Genomic DNA, 15,269 nt, shown 5'->3' on the forward strand with positions numbered 1-15,269 from the left:
AGCAATGTCAACGGTATCAAAATAGCCCGGTTTTGGAACCCAGAAAAATTCCAACCGGTCTTGAAGAGGGGTATTTGTCGGCTCTGGCATTGGTGAGAATTGCGGCTAAAATCTGTTAGACAGGTAACTTTGACACTTGAGCAGCAACTGGTACAATAGGGCGAACGCTTATGGAAACCAGACTCTGATACAAACACAGCATGAAACAACTCCTCAATAGCCTCAATTCCCTGACAGTGGCCAGTGTAGCCACTATCGCCTTGGCCTACCCTAGCATCGCTCAAGTTAATCTGTCTGTTTATCCCTATCCCCCCTCGTCGAACGAATCCATAGAATTATACGTTCCCCCGCCAGAAAACAATAACACCAATAATAATACCTGTACTCAATTGATTGGGGCAAATATCGATAAAGTTATTAGTCAAGCTCCCAATCAGTGGGGTATATTAATCGAATCTATCGATCGCCAAACGGTTATTTATAGTCATAACGCCGATCGCTATTTTATCCCTGCTTCTAATACAAAGTTATTTACCACGGCTGCCGCTTTACAAGTGATGAACCCGGAAACGACAATTCAGAAGAAATCCCTGCGCGATTGGGTGAATATCACTAATCAGAGAAGTAATAATTTCTACGCTGACACTCTTTTTCGCTTTATCGGCGGTTCTAAAAATGTTACTGCCATCTTGGCACAATTGGGCATCAATCCCAGTGGTTTTCGTCTCGCCGATGGTTCGGGATTATCCCGTCGTAATACCGCTACTCCCCGCTCGATCGTGGAAATTTTGCGGGTGATGTATTATTCTCCTAATCGAGACACTTTCTATGCTTCCTTACCAGTAGCGGGAATTAGTGGCACCCTGAGAAACCGAATGCGTCAGACGGCCGCTACTGGCACAGTTTACGCTAAAACCGGCACTCTTACCGGTGTGCGGGCCCTATCGGGTTATCTAGAAAACCCCCACCAAGAACCGATGTTATTTAGCATTATCGTTAATAATCAACGGGTTTCCGGACAGGCTCTAGTGAAAGCGATCGATACTATTGTCCTACAGATGACCCAATCTCGTTCCTGTCAAGCTCAGTAGCTCTCCTGTAAAAAAACCCAATCGTCCTGACAGTTAGTGGAAACCCGATTGGGTAAGGATTTCCCTTCTGTCTCCCGACTCCTAACTCCTCAATTCTGCTGTGTGCAAGAGGTTTAATCCCGGGGCGATTCTCGCGAGTCAATCCGATTTTTTTTTGCGGAACTGATGGCCAAATTCCCTTAACCCGAGATGGGGTTAATAATAGCCATAATCTGCTTCAGTTTGGGTTTGGGTTTGGGGGGAGAGATATTCAAAATTAGAAGGATCTCGCAGAAAACGAAATATTTCCTCTTCGAGACGATGAATTAGATAGGGTTCTATGGAACTAGAATCGCGTAAACAGGCTAAATAGCCTTCTACATATAGCCGGATTTCATCAAAACGCGAGCCACGGTGCCAAAGATCCACCATGTCATCGGTTAGTCTTTGATAGTAACGAATGGATTGGGTATCTTGGAGCATGGGCAGTAGAACAAAAAAGAGAGAGTGGGGGTAAGTGTTTATCGATAATCGTAGGGAGAATTGCTGTTCTTGGTCTCCTATATCTCTATTGTACCGACCAAATCGCCAAAACACAGACGAGGGTATTTTCAGTGATCAGTAAAGGGTGTGGGGTGTGGGGTGTGGGGTGTGGGGGAAGTAGGGTGTGGGGTGTGGGGGAAGTAGGGTGTGGGGAGTGGGGGAAGTAGGGTGTGGGGAGAACAAAGCTGCCTCCCGCCGACCGCCTTCCTATAGATTATTCAGGGTTTCTTTGTCTTTTTGCCCGTTCAATTTCTGCCTGTAGTTCTGCTATTTGTCGCTGTAATCTTTCGCTTTCGCTATCATTAGCATCAACATTAATTGAGCTTTTTACCCCTGTTTTGGCATAGTTACCGCGCCGAATTTGACGATAGGATTCCGAGTTAAACCATTCCTGTAGATACTGGACTCTTTCCACGGAAAAAGGATGGGTTAAAAAGGAACCATTACCGCCATTATAAATGAGAAATTTATAAATCTGGTTTAAGTTATCTTGGTCTAATTGTCGGTAGGCTTCCCCTTGGCGAATAAATTCTTCTAAGTTGCATTCATGCAGATATTTTTGGCTTCCTCCTGCACATTTCATTAAAGTTCTCAGGACTAAATTTAAATCATCGGTAACTAATAAAGCCGCTCTGTCTGCTGATAATTCGGCTTTTCTTCGCCATTCATAAAAGGCATAAACTAGACCAGTAGTAATGGCTTTTCCTAGTCCTAAAGTGATGTCTCCAAGGAAATTAGCCGCCCCCATCACCCAAAAAGACATTTGAATTAAAATACTATGATCACATTTTAAATGACCTAATTCGTGGGCAAGAATTACCCGAATTTCTTCTTCATCTAATAGGTCTAAAAGGGCAGTATTAAAGACAATGTAGGGATGTTCTGAACCCAAAGAATAGGCATTGGCTAAAGGATTTTGACTGACATAAAGATTCGGTTCTGGGAACATATCTAAATCCCGCAGACATTGGCGATATATACCGTATAAAGTGGCGTATTGACGCGGGCCGACTTTTAGATCATTGCCCATTAATAAAATTTGTTGAGGACGTTCATAGAGATATTCAGAAAAACTTTTCGCTAATAAGTCAAACCCCGGAACTGATCTTAAGGCCTGTTCAGCTTGCTGATCTAGGGGATGTTTAAAAGCTTGACTGGAAATATCAGGATAAGTTGGCATATTAATCAAACCTCTTGTAAAAATCAAAAATTGTTGTTAGGGTTAGGAGTCAGTAGCCGGTCGTCCGGAGAATTAAGAATGAATAATAAGCAATTAAAGGCTCTATTTACAGATTTTATGCCATTTAATCCTTATTCTTGCCGTTTTTGAAACCTCAAAAATTAATTATGCAAGAGGTTTATAGAATAAAAAAGTCAAAATTTGTCCTAAATTGATCCTATACAAATGCTTGATACATCTGCAAAATTGCGGATTCTAGCGTTTATTTGGTTGCGGTGACATAGAATATATCTGTGGGAGAAATGAGCTTTATTATTGTTAACTATACCTTAGCAATAATTCCTAGATTAGATAACAAAGCTTCTAGGTTAGTTTGCACGGTAGCGGGTTGGTATCTCTTAATAGTTTCTAGGGAATTATCAGCGAGTTTTTGCCACAATTCCCTATGATCATAGAGTTCGATCACTGCTTGGGCAAATTCCTCGGCAGTATCGGCAATTAAAACATCTTGGTGGTCAATTAATCCCATACCTTCGGCACCAATTTTTGTGGTAATAGTGGGTAATCCTAGGGAAAGACTTTGACCTATTTTACCCTTCATTCCCGCACCAAATCGCAGGGGAGCAACAAAAATGCGACTCTTTTGAAAATAGGGTTCTACTTCGGGAACATAACCGGTGACAATTACTTGATCATTGGCTAATTCCTTAACTTCATCCTTGAGGTTACTTCCCAATAAATTAACGGTAATGTCAGGACGGGATGCCCAAACTAAGGGCATAATTTCTAAACATAACCACTTAACTGCATCAATATTAGGAGGGTGATTGTAGCTACCAATAAATACTAAACCTGATCGCTGGTCAAAAGCAACTTTTTCTGACAGGGAAATTTCTTCATGGATATTGGGGATTACCCAAACATTTTTCACTCCTAAAGAGGATAAAACCTGCTTTTCGTCTTCCGTTACTACCACGGTTGCTTCCGCTTGGTTAGCATAGTTTAACTCTAATTTTTGATAGGTTTGCCAACTCCAGCTAGTATTTTGATAACTGGGATCGAGATAGTCTTTTTGTCGTTTTAAACGTAGAAAATGCAGGTCGATTGTATCATAAATAATTGGTGCTTTTGTTTTTAAGCGAATTAAATCCATATACTTATCGCACAATTCGGGACGACACAACCAAACTCCATCTATCAGAGGTAAATATTTGATTAATTTTTCTTCTAGATTATATCTTTGCGGTGTGCCATAAATAACCTCAATTCCCAGCTGTTGCAGGACGGAAGTATAGGGTTGTTCAGGATAGCCATTATCGGGAAAGAAAATCACTGAATAGCCTAAATTGAGCAGGAGCTTAAGAATATTTAATAAACGCACACAGCCGGATTCTCGATCGTATAGTGGAACGTAGGAGTCAATGACTAAAATTGTCGGGTTTCCTTGTAAACGTCGGGCAGCTTTGGGTACATTATTAGCATCGTTATCTAAGTGTTTGGTTAATACCTTTGACCATTTTTCTCGAAACTTAGTTTGATTAATAACTTGATATTGTTTTATCCCAGTAGAAAGGTCTGTTCCTGAGGTGATTCCTTCGTAGTGAATGACGTTAGATTGGGGTTGATAGAGGACTTGATAACCCAATTCTCGGATGGCAAAACATAAGTCTGTATCTTCGTAATATGCGGGGATAAAGTCTTGACAAAAACCACCTAATTGCTTAAATAAGTCCGTAGGAACTAATAAACTTGCTCCCGAACAATAGTCCACGGGACGCACATAATTATATTCCGGCTCCTCGGGACTATCTAAGCGTCCATAATTCCAACCATCGGCAGAATTCCAGATAATTCCTCCCGCTTCTTGTTGTTTACCATTAGCATAAATTAACTTAGAACCCACCGCACCAACTTGGGGATTATTGATAATTAATTTCACTAAACTTTCTAGACAATTTTCCAGAATACGAGTGTCGTTATTGAGAAAATATAGGTATTGACCTTTTGCTTGACTAGCTCCATAATTACAGGAACGAATAAAACCAGAGTTCTCCGCATTCGTTAATACTTTAATTCCTTTAACTAAAGTGGCTAATTGTTCTAAGGTTTCATCAGTGGAAGCATCATTAACAATGATTATTTCATAAGCTAAATCAGAACTTAAGTTAACACTCAAGGATTCCAGACAGTTAAAGGTGTAGGCAAATTGGTTATAAACAGGAATAATAATCGAGACTAAAGGATTGTCACTACTGGCAATTTCTAGGGGTCGGGGTTCGGCTAATTTAGCACTTTCAAGCACCTGTTCTTCAAATTCAGAGGAACTCTTTCCTGTGAGAATTTTAATAATTTTTCGTTTCGTCTTTTTGAGTGCTGGGTTCCATCCTTCCTCTTGGAGACTAAAGACAAATTTTTTGAGCAGTTTTTTAACTTTAAAAATAATCATTATTACCATAATTTTTCCTCTAGAGAAACCCAATCTTGTGCTAAATTTAAATCTCTTTCTGCTCTAACAATAGCTCCTTCCTTTAATTGTTGCTTGAGGTAGTTTCTCTGTTGTTCCATAATATATAATTTAATCGCTTCATTAATTAAATTATTATATTCTTTTTCAGGATAATCACTACTCGCCAACCATCGATCGAGAAGTTGCATAGTATCTTCAGGGAGACTTATCTGAAGTTGTCTGGTCATTTTGTCTTTCCTAACTATATCTAGATAATAACAATTATAAACCCCCAGAGCAATTTTAGTTCCTATCGGGATAAATTCTCGGGGCTGCAGCGATTAATTTTTGGGTGTAGGGGTGTTGGGGATGGCTAAAAATTTGTTCAGTGTCACCCATTTCAACAATTTTACCCGCAGTCATCACCGCAATTCGATCGCAGAGGAATCTCGCTAACCAAAGATCATGAGTTATAAATAAATAAGTGAGATTAAATAACTTTTGTAACTCTAACATTAACTCTAAAACCTGTGTCTGGACAGTCGCATCGAGCATACTAACCGGTTCATCACAAATAACTAATTCGGGACGAGTAATTAAAGCACGAGCAATGGCTACCCTTTGCTGTTGTCCCCCCGATAACTCTCTAGGATAGCGTCGATAAAATTCCTCTGTTGGTGTTAAACCGACTCGCTCTAACATTTCTAAAACCTGTTTTTTAGCCGTTTCTAGGCTAACTTTTTGATGAATCAAAAGCGGATCGGCGATACTTTCTCCCACCGTCATTAGAGGATTGAGACAAGCGAGGGGATCTTGAAAAATCATCTGCATTAAGCGCCGTTTTCGACGCATTTTTTCCCCCGACAAAGGGGTTAAATCTTCTCCTAAAAATTCCACTTTTCCCCCCGTGGGTTTAATTAACTGTAATAGGGTTCGCGATAGGGTACTTTTCCCACATCCCGACTCCCCAACTAAACCGAAAATTTCCCCTCGATACAGTTCAAAATTGACTTCATCCACCGCTTTAATAAATTTCTTTTCTTTTTTGAAAAAACTATCTAAAAAGTTAGCTTCTAGGGTATAATACTGTTTTAAATTATCCACCTTTAACACCGTTTCTTTGCGTTGAATTGCTGTGAAATTTTCCTCCCGTAATTGTAGGTGTAAAGCGGCGGCCAAAAGAGAACGAGTGTAGGGGTGTTGAGGTGTATTAAAAACTGTTTTTACCGCTCCCGATTCGACAATTTTGCCCCCCTTCATCACCGCTAATTGATCGCAATATTCTCCCACCAGCGCTAAATCATGGGAAATTAACAATAATCCCATCTGTTCCTCGCTACATAAACGCTTTAATTCCCGCAGAATTTCCGCCGAAACTGTCACATCTAAACTGGTGGTGGGTTCATCGGCAATCATTAACTTAGGGTTTAATAATAAAGCTAAAGCAATAGCCACTCTTTGCCGCATTCCCCCGCTAAATTCGTGAGGATATTGGGACCAACGATTAGCGGGAATTTTTACTTTTTCTAGGACAGTACAAGCTTGAATTTTAGCTTGACGATAGGTTAAATTTCCTCGATGAGCTTGCAAAGTTTCCACACAATGATCGCCAATAGTCATCAGCGGATCTAGTCGCGTCATCGGATCTTGAAACACTAACCCCACCTTTTCCCCGCGAAACTTTTCTAACTCTTTGCTAGATAAAGATAAAAGCGATCGCCCTTCAAAGGTAATCTCCCCTTCCACGTGAGTGTGATTAGGTAATAACCTTAAAATAGCCTTACCGATGGTCGATTTTCCACAACCAGATTCACCCACTAATCCCAGAGTTTCCCCTTTGCCTATACTAAAAGACACCCCATCGATCACCCAAGAAGGAGAACTTAATTCGGTCGGGTAGGCAATTTTTAGGTCTTTAATTTCCAACATAATGCGATCGGTAACGATAAAAGTTAGGACTTAGGGTCAAGTATGCCACACAAACGGCGATCGAGCATTTAATCACTAATCGACAACTGCCCCTAACAAAACCCGACAATACCCCTTTAAAGTCGCCACTCGCTCGCTAATTATCCGTAAACGCTTCTCCCGTCCTTGCCGCGCCGAGGCCAAAAATAACCAATCCGTCTCCAGCAATCGCCACGATCGATATAGTTCCGTCTGGACCGCGCGCCAACGATTAGCCACCTCTGGGCTGAAATTGTCATCATTTAGTGACAATATCTCCCCTTCTAGACAGGTTTGTAAAGCTTGAAAAGATTGTAACCCCGTGGAAGCATCCCCATCCAGAAGGGCAAGACTGAAATCCTCCAGTTTTCTTAACAAAGATTTGTAGGCTTGATGGTAATTTGTCGGTAGCATCCAATACAAAGCGCGTTAGAATTTGTTACATAAGATTAACGATTTGCCGTCACGGTTGCAAGTCCTCCTCCCGACCAGAGACAAAAACTTAAAAGAATCCCGCCCTTTTCGCCGATCGATCCGATTCCAGTGTTAGAGAGTTAAGCAATCTGGCATCCCTTCGGCCTAATAATTTGCTAGTTATCCGTCTCCATCACCCCTATTCTCCATCTCCCCGATCTAACCATGAACGCCATCACTGCCATCCAACCAGAACCCCTGACCGTCCTTCCCCGGGCCACGGAACCGAAAAAAGCGTTAGTTTTACCCGATTGGCTGAAAGAATGCCTAATTACCCACGAAAACGACCCCCAGAATCCCGATATCGATTTAATCTCTAGGGCCTTTAATTTCGCCCACAAACTCCACGCGGGCCAGTATCGCAAATCCGGGGAACCCTATATCGCCCATCCTATAGCTGTAGCGGGATTACTGCGAGATCTGGGGGGTGATGGGGCAATGATCGCAGCGGGATTCCTTCACGATGTGGTGGAAGATACGGAAGTCACCCCCGAAGAAATCGAGGATAGATTCGGTGTCGAGGTGCGTAATTTGGTGGAAGCGGTGACAAAACTCTCCAAATTCAACTTTTCTAGCAAAACTGAACGGCAAGCGGAGAATTTTCGCCGAATGTTCCTGGCGATGGCTCAAGATATCCGCGTCATCGTGGTCAAATTAGCTGATCGCCTGCACAATATGCAAACCCTCGAACACCTCAACCCGCAACAGCAGCAACGCATCGCCCTCGAAACTAGAGAAATCTTTGCTCCTCTGGCTAACCGTTTAGGGATTGGGCGATTTAAATGGGAATTAGAGGATTTATGCTTTAAATACCTCGAACCCGATGCTTATCGTCAAGTCCAGTTATTGGTATCGGAAAAACGCATCGATCGAGAGGCCCGCATCGAAACCGTTACTAACACATTGCGGGAAAAATTGCAAGAAATTGGCATAAAAGTTCTTGATTTACAAGGTCGCCCCAAACATCTCTACGGCATCTATCATAAAATGCACAATCAGGGCAAAGAATTCGAGCAGATTTATGATATCGCCGCCGTCCGCATTATCGTCGAAACCAAAGAGGAATGTTATCGTTGTTTAGCCGTAGTTCACGACCAATTTACCCCGATTCCCAACCGTTTTAAAGACTATATCGGTTTACCAAAAGCTAACCGTTATCAATCCCTCCACACCACCGTTGTTGGTTTAAATGCCCGTCCCCTAGAAGTGCAGATTCGCACCCTAGAAATGCACCATGTTGCTGAATACGGGATTGCAGCCCATTGGAAGTATAAAGAAACTGGTTCTAGTCAAACAACTTTAACCGCTGCGGATGAAAAATTCTCTTGGCTGCGTAATCTTCTTGACTGGCAAAAAGACCTGAAAGATGGCCAAGAATACATGGATGGTCTGAAAAATAATTTCTTTGAAGAAGATATCTATGTTTTCACCCCCAAAGGTGATGTGGTGGCCCTGGCCCAAGGTGCGACACCAGTAGATTTTGCCTATCATATTCATAGCGAAGTAGGTAATCAGATGAAAGGGGCAAGAATTAATGGTAAATGGTCAGTTCTTGATGCTCCCTTGCAAAATGGTGATCTGGTGGAAATTCTCACCAGCAAGCATAGTCACCCTAGTTTAGATTGGTTAAATTTTGTCGTTACTCCTAGTGCCAGAAATCGCATCCGACAATGGTACAAAAAATCGCGACGAGAAGAAAATATTAGCCGAGGTCGTGATTTATTAGAGAAAGAATTGGGTAAAACTGGCTTCGATGCTCTGCTGAAATCGGAACGAATGCAATCGGTGGCTAAACAGTGCAATTATGTGGCAGTAGATGATTTATTGGCGGCTTTGGGTTACGGCGAAGTTACCCTAAAAAATGTGGTTAATCGTCTGCAAGAAACAGTTAAAAATCAACAGGAAATTTTAACGGTCAAAAATCCGCCCGATGTCCTGACTGATTCCCAATTGATTCTACCATCTTCTCCCGTTCAAAGGGCTTTACCTGCTAGTAAATCACCCATCGCCGGTGTGGAGGGATTACTCTATCGTTTAGCCGGTTGTTGTTGTCCTTTACCCGGGGAAAATATTACTGGTATAGTTGCCCATGCGGGGGAAGGCATTGTTATTCACCGTCAGGGCTGCTCGAATGTGGAAAAAGCCGAAGCTGAACGCCTAATCCCTGTTAGTTGGAACCCTATAGATGACCAGGGACGTTATCCAACTTATCCGGTAAATATTCAGATTGAAGTGATTGATCGCGTCGGGGTTTTAAAAGATATTCTCTCTCGTTTAAGTGACCAAAATATTAACGTTCGCAATGCCGGAGTTAAGACTAATTTCGGTAAACCCGCTTTGATTTCCCTGAAAATTGAAGTAAAAGACCTGCAACAATTTGAACGCTGTGTTAGTCAAATTAAGCTGATCAGCGATATTTTAAACGTTCGTCGCATCAGTCAGGTAAAAAGCGATCGAGAGTAGGTTAAACCTGGAATTGCTGCTCATATCCCCCAAACGCCGAAGCACCTTTGCTTTTGAATTGGCACTTTTTGTCACCGAACAACGTAGGATCGATAATTAATCTGAGCGCAAAAATCCTTATGTTATTATCCCTACTGTCAGTCATCAGTTTTCTGATTAGTTTTCTGGTGGTTGCCCTGATTAAACAACGTTTTAGTCAACAATTGTTAGATATTCCCAATGAGCGTAGCAGCCATAGTCAACCCACACCTAGGGGGGGTGGACTCGGTTTTGTCGTCGCTTTTGCTCTGACTAGCGGCCTCAGTTTTTTTCTCCTTCCTCCTTCCCTACCTCTTATTCCCCTGTGGTTGTCCCTGACTCCTTTAATTATTATCGGCCTTCTCGATGATCGTCGCGGTATTCCCTCTAGTATTCGCTATTTAGTGCAGTTATCCTCCGCTAGTATTGCGGTCACTTTTTTCGGTGCTTTTCCCCAATCTTGGCTATTAGATTTAGGTTTTGGCGGCAAAATTTTAGCTGTTATTCTCACAATTATCGGCCTGACTGCGATCATTAACTTTTATAATTTTATGGATGGTCTCGATGGCTTTGTGGCTGGCTGTACGGCGGTACAATTAGGATTTCTCGCTCTCTATTTTCAGCAACCAATTTTATGGCTTTTAGTGGCAGCTTTAGGCGGTTTTCTCCTCTGGAATTGGTCGCCAGCGAAAATTTTTATGGGCGATGTGGGTAGCACCAGTCTAGGGGCAATTGTCGCTATGGTTTTACTTAATAACCAGGGCAATCAAAGTCAAGCTTGGTCAGCTTTAACTATCACTTTACCTCTGATTGGTGATGCTATTTATACCCTGATTTGTCGATTATTAAAAAAGGAAAATATCTTCCAAGCTCACCGCAGTCACCTTTATCAAAGATTACAAAAATCTGGCTTGTCTCATCCACAAGTAGCAATTATTTATATGGGGATAACTCTCCTGATTGCTCTTAGTATTAACTACTTAGGAATCCTAGGAGCATGGCTGAGTTTACCTCTGATTATAGCATTAATTGTTCTCGGAGAAATTTATCTGAACAGGAAAGTTAGCGAGCATAATTTATCAGTGATAAGAAAAGAATAAAAATTTTTTGCTATGGACTGAGGGGTTATTAAAACAGGGCGAATTGCATTCGCCCCTACAATAATCTTATTTCCCATTCATCAACGATTTTTATTCTGTGTATCCTGCGCTGCCGGGCAAAAATAGCTAGTTATATGTTCGCCGATTTGTTTTGCTTATACCAAATCAGTTTTTAAATGGATTGTTCCCCCACTTCCCACTCTCCTAGAAAGTATTTTATTTCACTCAAAAACTGATGGTTTTAAGCTGGCAAAAACAGCGCAATTCACCTATTATCCCTACTAACCAAGAGAAAAGAAAAAATTAATATTTATTGACCAGGGTTAGCTGATATGATTAGGGAGATGACTATCATTACAAGGTCAATGAGCGCAAGAACGTTATTCGATAAAGTCTGGGACGCACACACGGTTAAGATTCTTCCCAGTGGACAGACACAATTATTTATCGGACTGCATCTAGTGCATGAAGTCACCAGTCCGCAAGCTTTTTCGATGCTAAGAGAAAGGGGTTTAAAAGTATTATTTCCCAGACGGACTATTGCCACCGTCGATCACATCGTCCCCACCGAAAATCAGGCGCGTCCTTTCCTTGACGATTTGGCCGAGGAAATGATCCGGGCGATCGAAACTAATGTTCAAACCAATCATATTCCTTTCTACGGCATCGGTTCCGGCAATCAGGGCATAGTTCATGTGATCGCTCCCGAACAGGGCCTAACCCAACCGGGTATGACGATCGCCTGTGGTGATTCCCACACCTCCACCCATGGCGCTTTTGGGGCGATCGCTTTTGGTATCGGCACTTCCCAAGTACGCGATGTTCTTGCTACCCAAACCCTATCCCTATCGAAATTAAAAGTGCGTCGAGTGGAGGTAAACGGCGATTTAAACCCCGGGGTCTATGCTAAAGATGTAATTCTCCATATTATCCGTCAATTAGGCGTTAAAGGCGGTGTGGGTTACGCCTACGAGTACGCTGGTAGTACAATTGAACGGATGTCCATGGAAGAAAGAATGACGATTTGTAACATGGCGATCGAAGGTGGGGCCCGATGTGGTTATATCAACCCCGATCAAATCACCTACGATTACCTCAAAGGTCGTGATTTTGCGCCTAAAGACTGGGAAAGTGCGGTTAATTGGTGGGAAAGCATTAAAAGCGATGCCGATGCGGTTTATGACGATGTGGTGGTCTTTGATGCTGGCGAAATCGAACCCACAGTTACTTGGGGGATCACTCCGGGCCAAGGAATCGGGGTTAACGAAGTCATTCCCACCCCCGATACTTTACCAGAAAGTGAAAGAGCGATCGCAGAGGAAGCCTATCAATACATGAAACTTACCCCCGGCACCCCGATTAAAGGCACAAAAATCGATGTCTGCTTCGTCGGTAGCTGTACTAACGGCCGGATCAGTGATCTGCGCGAAGCGGCCAAATTTGCCCAAGGTCATCGTGTTGCCCCCAATGTGAAAGCTTTTATCGTCCCCGGTTCCGAAAGAGTCAAAAAACAGGCGGAAGCGGAAGGATTAGACCAAATTTTCCTAGCATCGGGCTTTGAATGGCGCGAGGCTGGCTGTTCTATGTGTTTAGCCATGAATCCCGATAAATTGCAGGGAGATCAGATCAGCGCCTCCTCCTCCAATCGTAATTTTAAAGGTCGTCAAGGTTCCGCTTCCGGGCGTACTTTGTTGATGAGTCCGGCGATGGTGGTAGCGGCAGCAATTAAAGGGGAAGTCACCGATCCAAGGGAGTTATTAAATTAAATAGGGTTTGCTGAAAAAGTTTGTTGGTGGAGTGAGGAGATAGGGTGATAGGGTTTTGGGGTGATAGGGTTTTGGGGTGATAGGGTGATAGGGTTTTGGGGTGATAGGGTTTTGGGGTGATAGGGTGATGAGACAGCTTCCCCACTTCCCCACTTCCCCACTTCCCCACTTCCCCACTTCCCCACTTCCCCACTTCCCCACTTCCCCACTTCCCCACTTCCCCACTTCCCCACTTCCCCACTTCCCCACTTCCCCACTTCCCCACTTCCCCACTTCCCCACTTCCCCACTTCCCCACTTCCCCACTTCCCCACTTCCCCACTTCCCCACTTCCCCACTTCCCCACTTCCCCACTTCCCCACTTCCCCACTTCCCTCTCCCTTCTCTACAATAATTACTCGCAACCAGAAATACCTTGGTTTCCTATCATACTTTGTGCTTTTTGTCAAAAAAACTTTTTTTTTGCAATAAAACTACATAGGGTTTGCTGAAAAAGTTATTGAAAAGTACAGGTCTCTTAATCAATGATTTCACTTAGCCACAAGCATAAGCTTTAGTTGTTGATTAATCTATAAATTATAACTTATTCTAATCATTGACCGAAAAAAAGTGCTGTTTTTCCATTTCAGACATAAAAAAGCCCAAAAAACCTGCCGAAGCAGGGTGGAAAGATTGATAACTAAAAAAGTAATAGCAATGGCTGTTTCCGATGTTGAGGGAAGTTTTGCCATCACGCGATTGAGGCTAAATCGAATTAGATTGGCCATGATAACCCAACGATTGTCTGGGGATAATTTCCCCTCCGAGGGAAACTCGAAGTTTTCTGGTGAGGTTGGGGTTAGCTCGACTCTGCGGTACATTGGTACTAGCCAAGGAAAGTGCAAGGGTTTTAAGCGATTTTAGCAGATTTCCTTGCACCTGAGCGACTCTCAATCAAGCTAAAAGCCTTTCCCTATAAGGTTTTTAGCTTGATTCAGCAGACCCGAGTTAAGTTTCTGGAGAGTGATCAGTGAACAGGGAACGGGGAACAGGGAACGGGGAACAGGGAACAACGTTGATTTATTATCCTGTCTTCTGACTCCGAACTCCTGACTACTGGCTACTGTCTCCGTTCGGCTGATCTCACGGCCGAAGCCTGTCTCCTAACCAAGCAGGACAATTTTCGATTTTTACAAGAGGTTTATTACAAAAGTCCTTCTAGACGACGACGGATGCTGTCTAATTCCGCATCGGGAATCTCGGAAAACTCCTCCTCGGCGGGGGGGACTTCCTCTTTTTGCCAATCCAACTCTGAGGCATTGCTTTCGGGGGGAATTACCAACATACCCGCTTCAATCATTTCCGCTTGATAGCCGGCGCCGCGACAAAATTCCTCCACTTCCTCCGAATCAATTTTCTCTACCGTGGGAGTCGGAAAATCCTGTGCCTCTAACAGCAGCGCATAACGGGTGGCATCATCTTCTGATTCAAACATCAACACCTTATTGATAGCTCCCATTTGAATCGTATGGATACCTTCGTTTTCCGTACCCGCGTTAAAAAGTAGTACAAATACACGCATAGTTACTATTAGCGATCGATAAGCAGTGGTAGTCTATGCTCATTTTACCCCCCTTCTCGATCGCTAATCCTCAGCAATTTTAGTTTCTAGTCAACCACTTTTGACCGTTAAGCCGTTGCAGGGTGTAAAACAACAGTAAATCAAGACTAACTTTCCTTTCATCGATCATAAATGACTCAAGGGTACTAGGTTGAGCACCGCCCTCAGCTTGCGAAAAAGCTTTTTTACCATTGATGTCTTCTTCGAGAAAATAAATGCTAAATTGACGCATTCCATCGAGCCAATTGCCGGTTAACTGCCAACAGGGAGAGCTAGAAAGGCCCTGCACAGGAATTTTATCCTGTTTAAAGGATAGCTTCGTATCAGTTATACCGAGCTTTTGCAAGGCTGCCGCCAGTGCGGGCTGAAAATGCCGCTCAATAAATTCCGCCAAGGGTTTTTCTTCGACGGTAGGCTCCTTGGGCTTTTTGGCAGCCGCAGGTTGAGCCAGTTTTGCCGCTGCTGCTGCCGGAGTTGCGGGGGTGGTGATTTCTTCTGCCATAGGAATTAATCAGGAATGGGTAAGTAGCTACAATTATATTTTCTCCCGGGTTATCAGTTATCAGCTTTTTAGCCGTCAGCCTTGAATCAGTTATCAACTTCTGAAGGCAAGGGGCAACAGGCACTCATGCAAAAGATAGAATCTGGCAATTCTCCTACCTA

At 43.0% G+C, this 15,269-nt stretch carries 13 protein-coding genes and 1 pseudogene; 4 read left to right on the forward strand and 10 right to left on the reverse strand.

Going from position 1 to position 15,269, the window contains the following annotated elements; genetic code table 11:
- Positions 1 to 200: 200 nt before the first annotated feature.
- Positions 201 to 1,091 (forward strand): D-alanyl-D-alanine carboxypeptidase/D-alanyl-D-alanine endopeptidase, encoded by an 891-nt coding sequence (gene dacB / locus GQR42_RS15315; RefSeq protein WP_158200613.1) that lies wholly within the window; start codon positions 201 to 203, stop codon positions 1,089 to 1,091.
- Between the two features lie 195 nt (positions 1,092 to 1,286).
- Here the strand turns inward: dacB and GQR42_RS15320 are convergent, their stop codons facing one another.
- From GQR42_RS15320 to patD, 6 genes are all read right to left on the reverse strand, one after another.
- Complete coding sequence (locus GQR42_RS15320) at positions 1,287 to 1,553, reverse strand: DUF6761 family protein (RefSeq protein ID WP_002739044.1); 267 nt, start codon at positions 1,551 to 1,553, stop codon at positions 1,287 to 1,289.
- A 274-nt stretch (positions 1,554 to 1,827) separates the two neighbouring features.
- Positions 1,828 to 2,793 (reverse strand): M48 family metallopeptidase, encoded by a 966-nt coding sequence (locus tag GQR42_RS15325; RefSeq protein ID WP_158200614.1) that lies wholly within the window; start codon positions 2,791 to 2,793, stop codon positions 1,828 to 1,830.
- 322 nt (positions 2,794 to 3,115) lie between these two features.
- Positions 3,116 to 5,248, reverse strand: coding sequence for a glycosyltransferase (locus tag GQR42_RS15330; protein WP_158200615.1), 2,133 nt, complete (start codon positions 5,246 to 5,248; stop codon positions 3,116 to 3,118).
- Positions 5,242 to 5,487, reverse strand: a complete 246-nt coding sequence (locus tag GQR42_RS15335; RefSeq protein ID WP_158200616.1) for a hypothetical protein — start codon at positions 5,485 to 5,487, stop codon at positions 5,242 to 5,244. Before GQR42_RS15335 ends, GQR42_RS15330 begins: the two co-directional genes overlap by 7 nt.
- A 55-nt stretch (positions 5,488 to 5,542) precedes the next feature.
- Complete coding sequence (locus tag GQR42_RS15340; RefSeq protein ID WP_158200617.1) at positions 5,543 to 7,168, reverse strand: dipeptide ABC transporter ATP-binding protein; 1,626 nt, start codon at positions 7,166 to 7,168, stop codon at positions 5,543 to 5,545.
- 75 nt (positions 7,169 to 7,243) lie between these two features.
- Positions 7,244 to 7,600 (reverse strand): heterocyst frequency control protein PatD, encoded by a 357-nt coding sequence (patD, locus tag GQR42_RS15345; RefSeq protein ID WP_158200618.1) that lies wholly within the window; start codon positions 7,598 to 7,600, stop codon positions 7,244 to 7,246.
- 225 nt (positions 7,601 to 7,825) lie between these two features.
- Here patD and GQR42_RS15350 point away from each other — a divergent pair, with 225 nt between their 5' ends.
- From GQR42_RS15350 to leuC, 3 genes are all read left to right on the forward strand, one after another.
- A complete protein-coding gene (locus tag GQR42_RS15350) occupies positions 7,826 to 10,123 on the forward strand; it encodes a RelA/SpoT family protein (protein ID WP_158200619.1) in 2,298 nt (765 codons plus the stop codon).
- Positions 10,124 to 10,242: 119 nt separating this feature from the next.
- Positions 10,243 to 11,241 (forward strand): MraY family glycosyltransferase, encoded by a 999-nt coding sequence (locus tag GQR42_RS15355; RefSeq protein WP_158200620.1) that lies wholly within the window; start codon positions 10,243 to 10,245, stop codon positions 11,239 to 11,241.
- 365 nt (positions 11,242 to 11,606) lie between these two features.
- Complete coding sequence (leuC, locus tag GQR42_RS15360; RefSeq protein WP_158200621.1) at positions 11,607 to 13,007, forward strand: 3-isopropylmalate dehydratase large subunit; 1,401 nt, start codon at positions 11,607 to 11,609, stop codon at positions 13,005 to 13,007.
- Here the strand turns inward: leuC and GQR42_RS27830 are convergent.
- From GQR42_RS27830 to GQR42_RS15380, 4 genes and pseudogenes are all read right to left on the reverse strand, one after another.
- Complete coding sequence (locus GQR42_RS27830) at positions 12,979 to 13,455, reverse strand: hypothetical protein (protein ID WP_199273369.1); 477 nt, start codon at positions 13,453 to 13,455, stop codon at positions 12,979 to 12,981. The genes leuC and GQR42_RS27830 overlap by 29 nt on opposite strands.
- 120 nt (positions 13,456 to 13,575) lie before the next feature.
- A pseudogene (locus tag GQR42_RS15370) lies at positions 13,576 to 13,758 on the reverse strand (transposase); the annotation flags it as partial.
- A 431-nt stretch (positions 13,759 to 14,189) separates the two neighbouring features.
- Complete coding sequence (locus GQR42_RS15375) at positions 14,190 to 14,567, reverse strand: DUF3110 domain-containing protein (RefSeq protein WP_149986445.1); 378 nt, start codon at positions 14,565 to 14,567, stop codon at positions 14,190 to 14,192.
- Positions 14,568 to 14,646: 79 nt separating this feature from the next.
- Positions 14,647 to 15,108, reverse strand: coding sequence for a DUF2996 domain-containing protein (locus tag GQR42_RS15380; protein ID WP_158200622.1), 462 nt, complete (start codon positions 15,106 to 15,108; stop codon positions 14,647 to 14,649).
- Positions 15,109 to 15,269 lie beyond the last annotated feature (161 nt).

The organism is Microcystis aeruginosa FD4 (assembly GCF_009792235.1).
Classification (GTDB): domain Bacteria; phylum Cyanobacteriota; class Cyanobacteriia; order Cyanobacteriales; family Microcystaceae; genus Microcystis; species Microcystis viridis.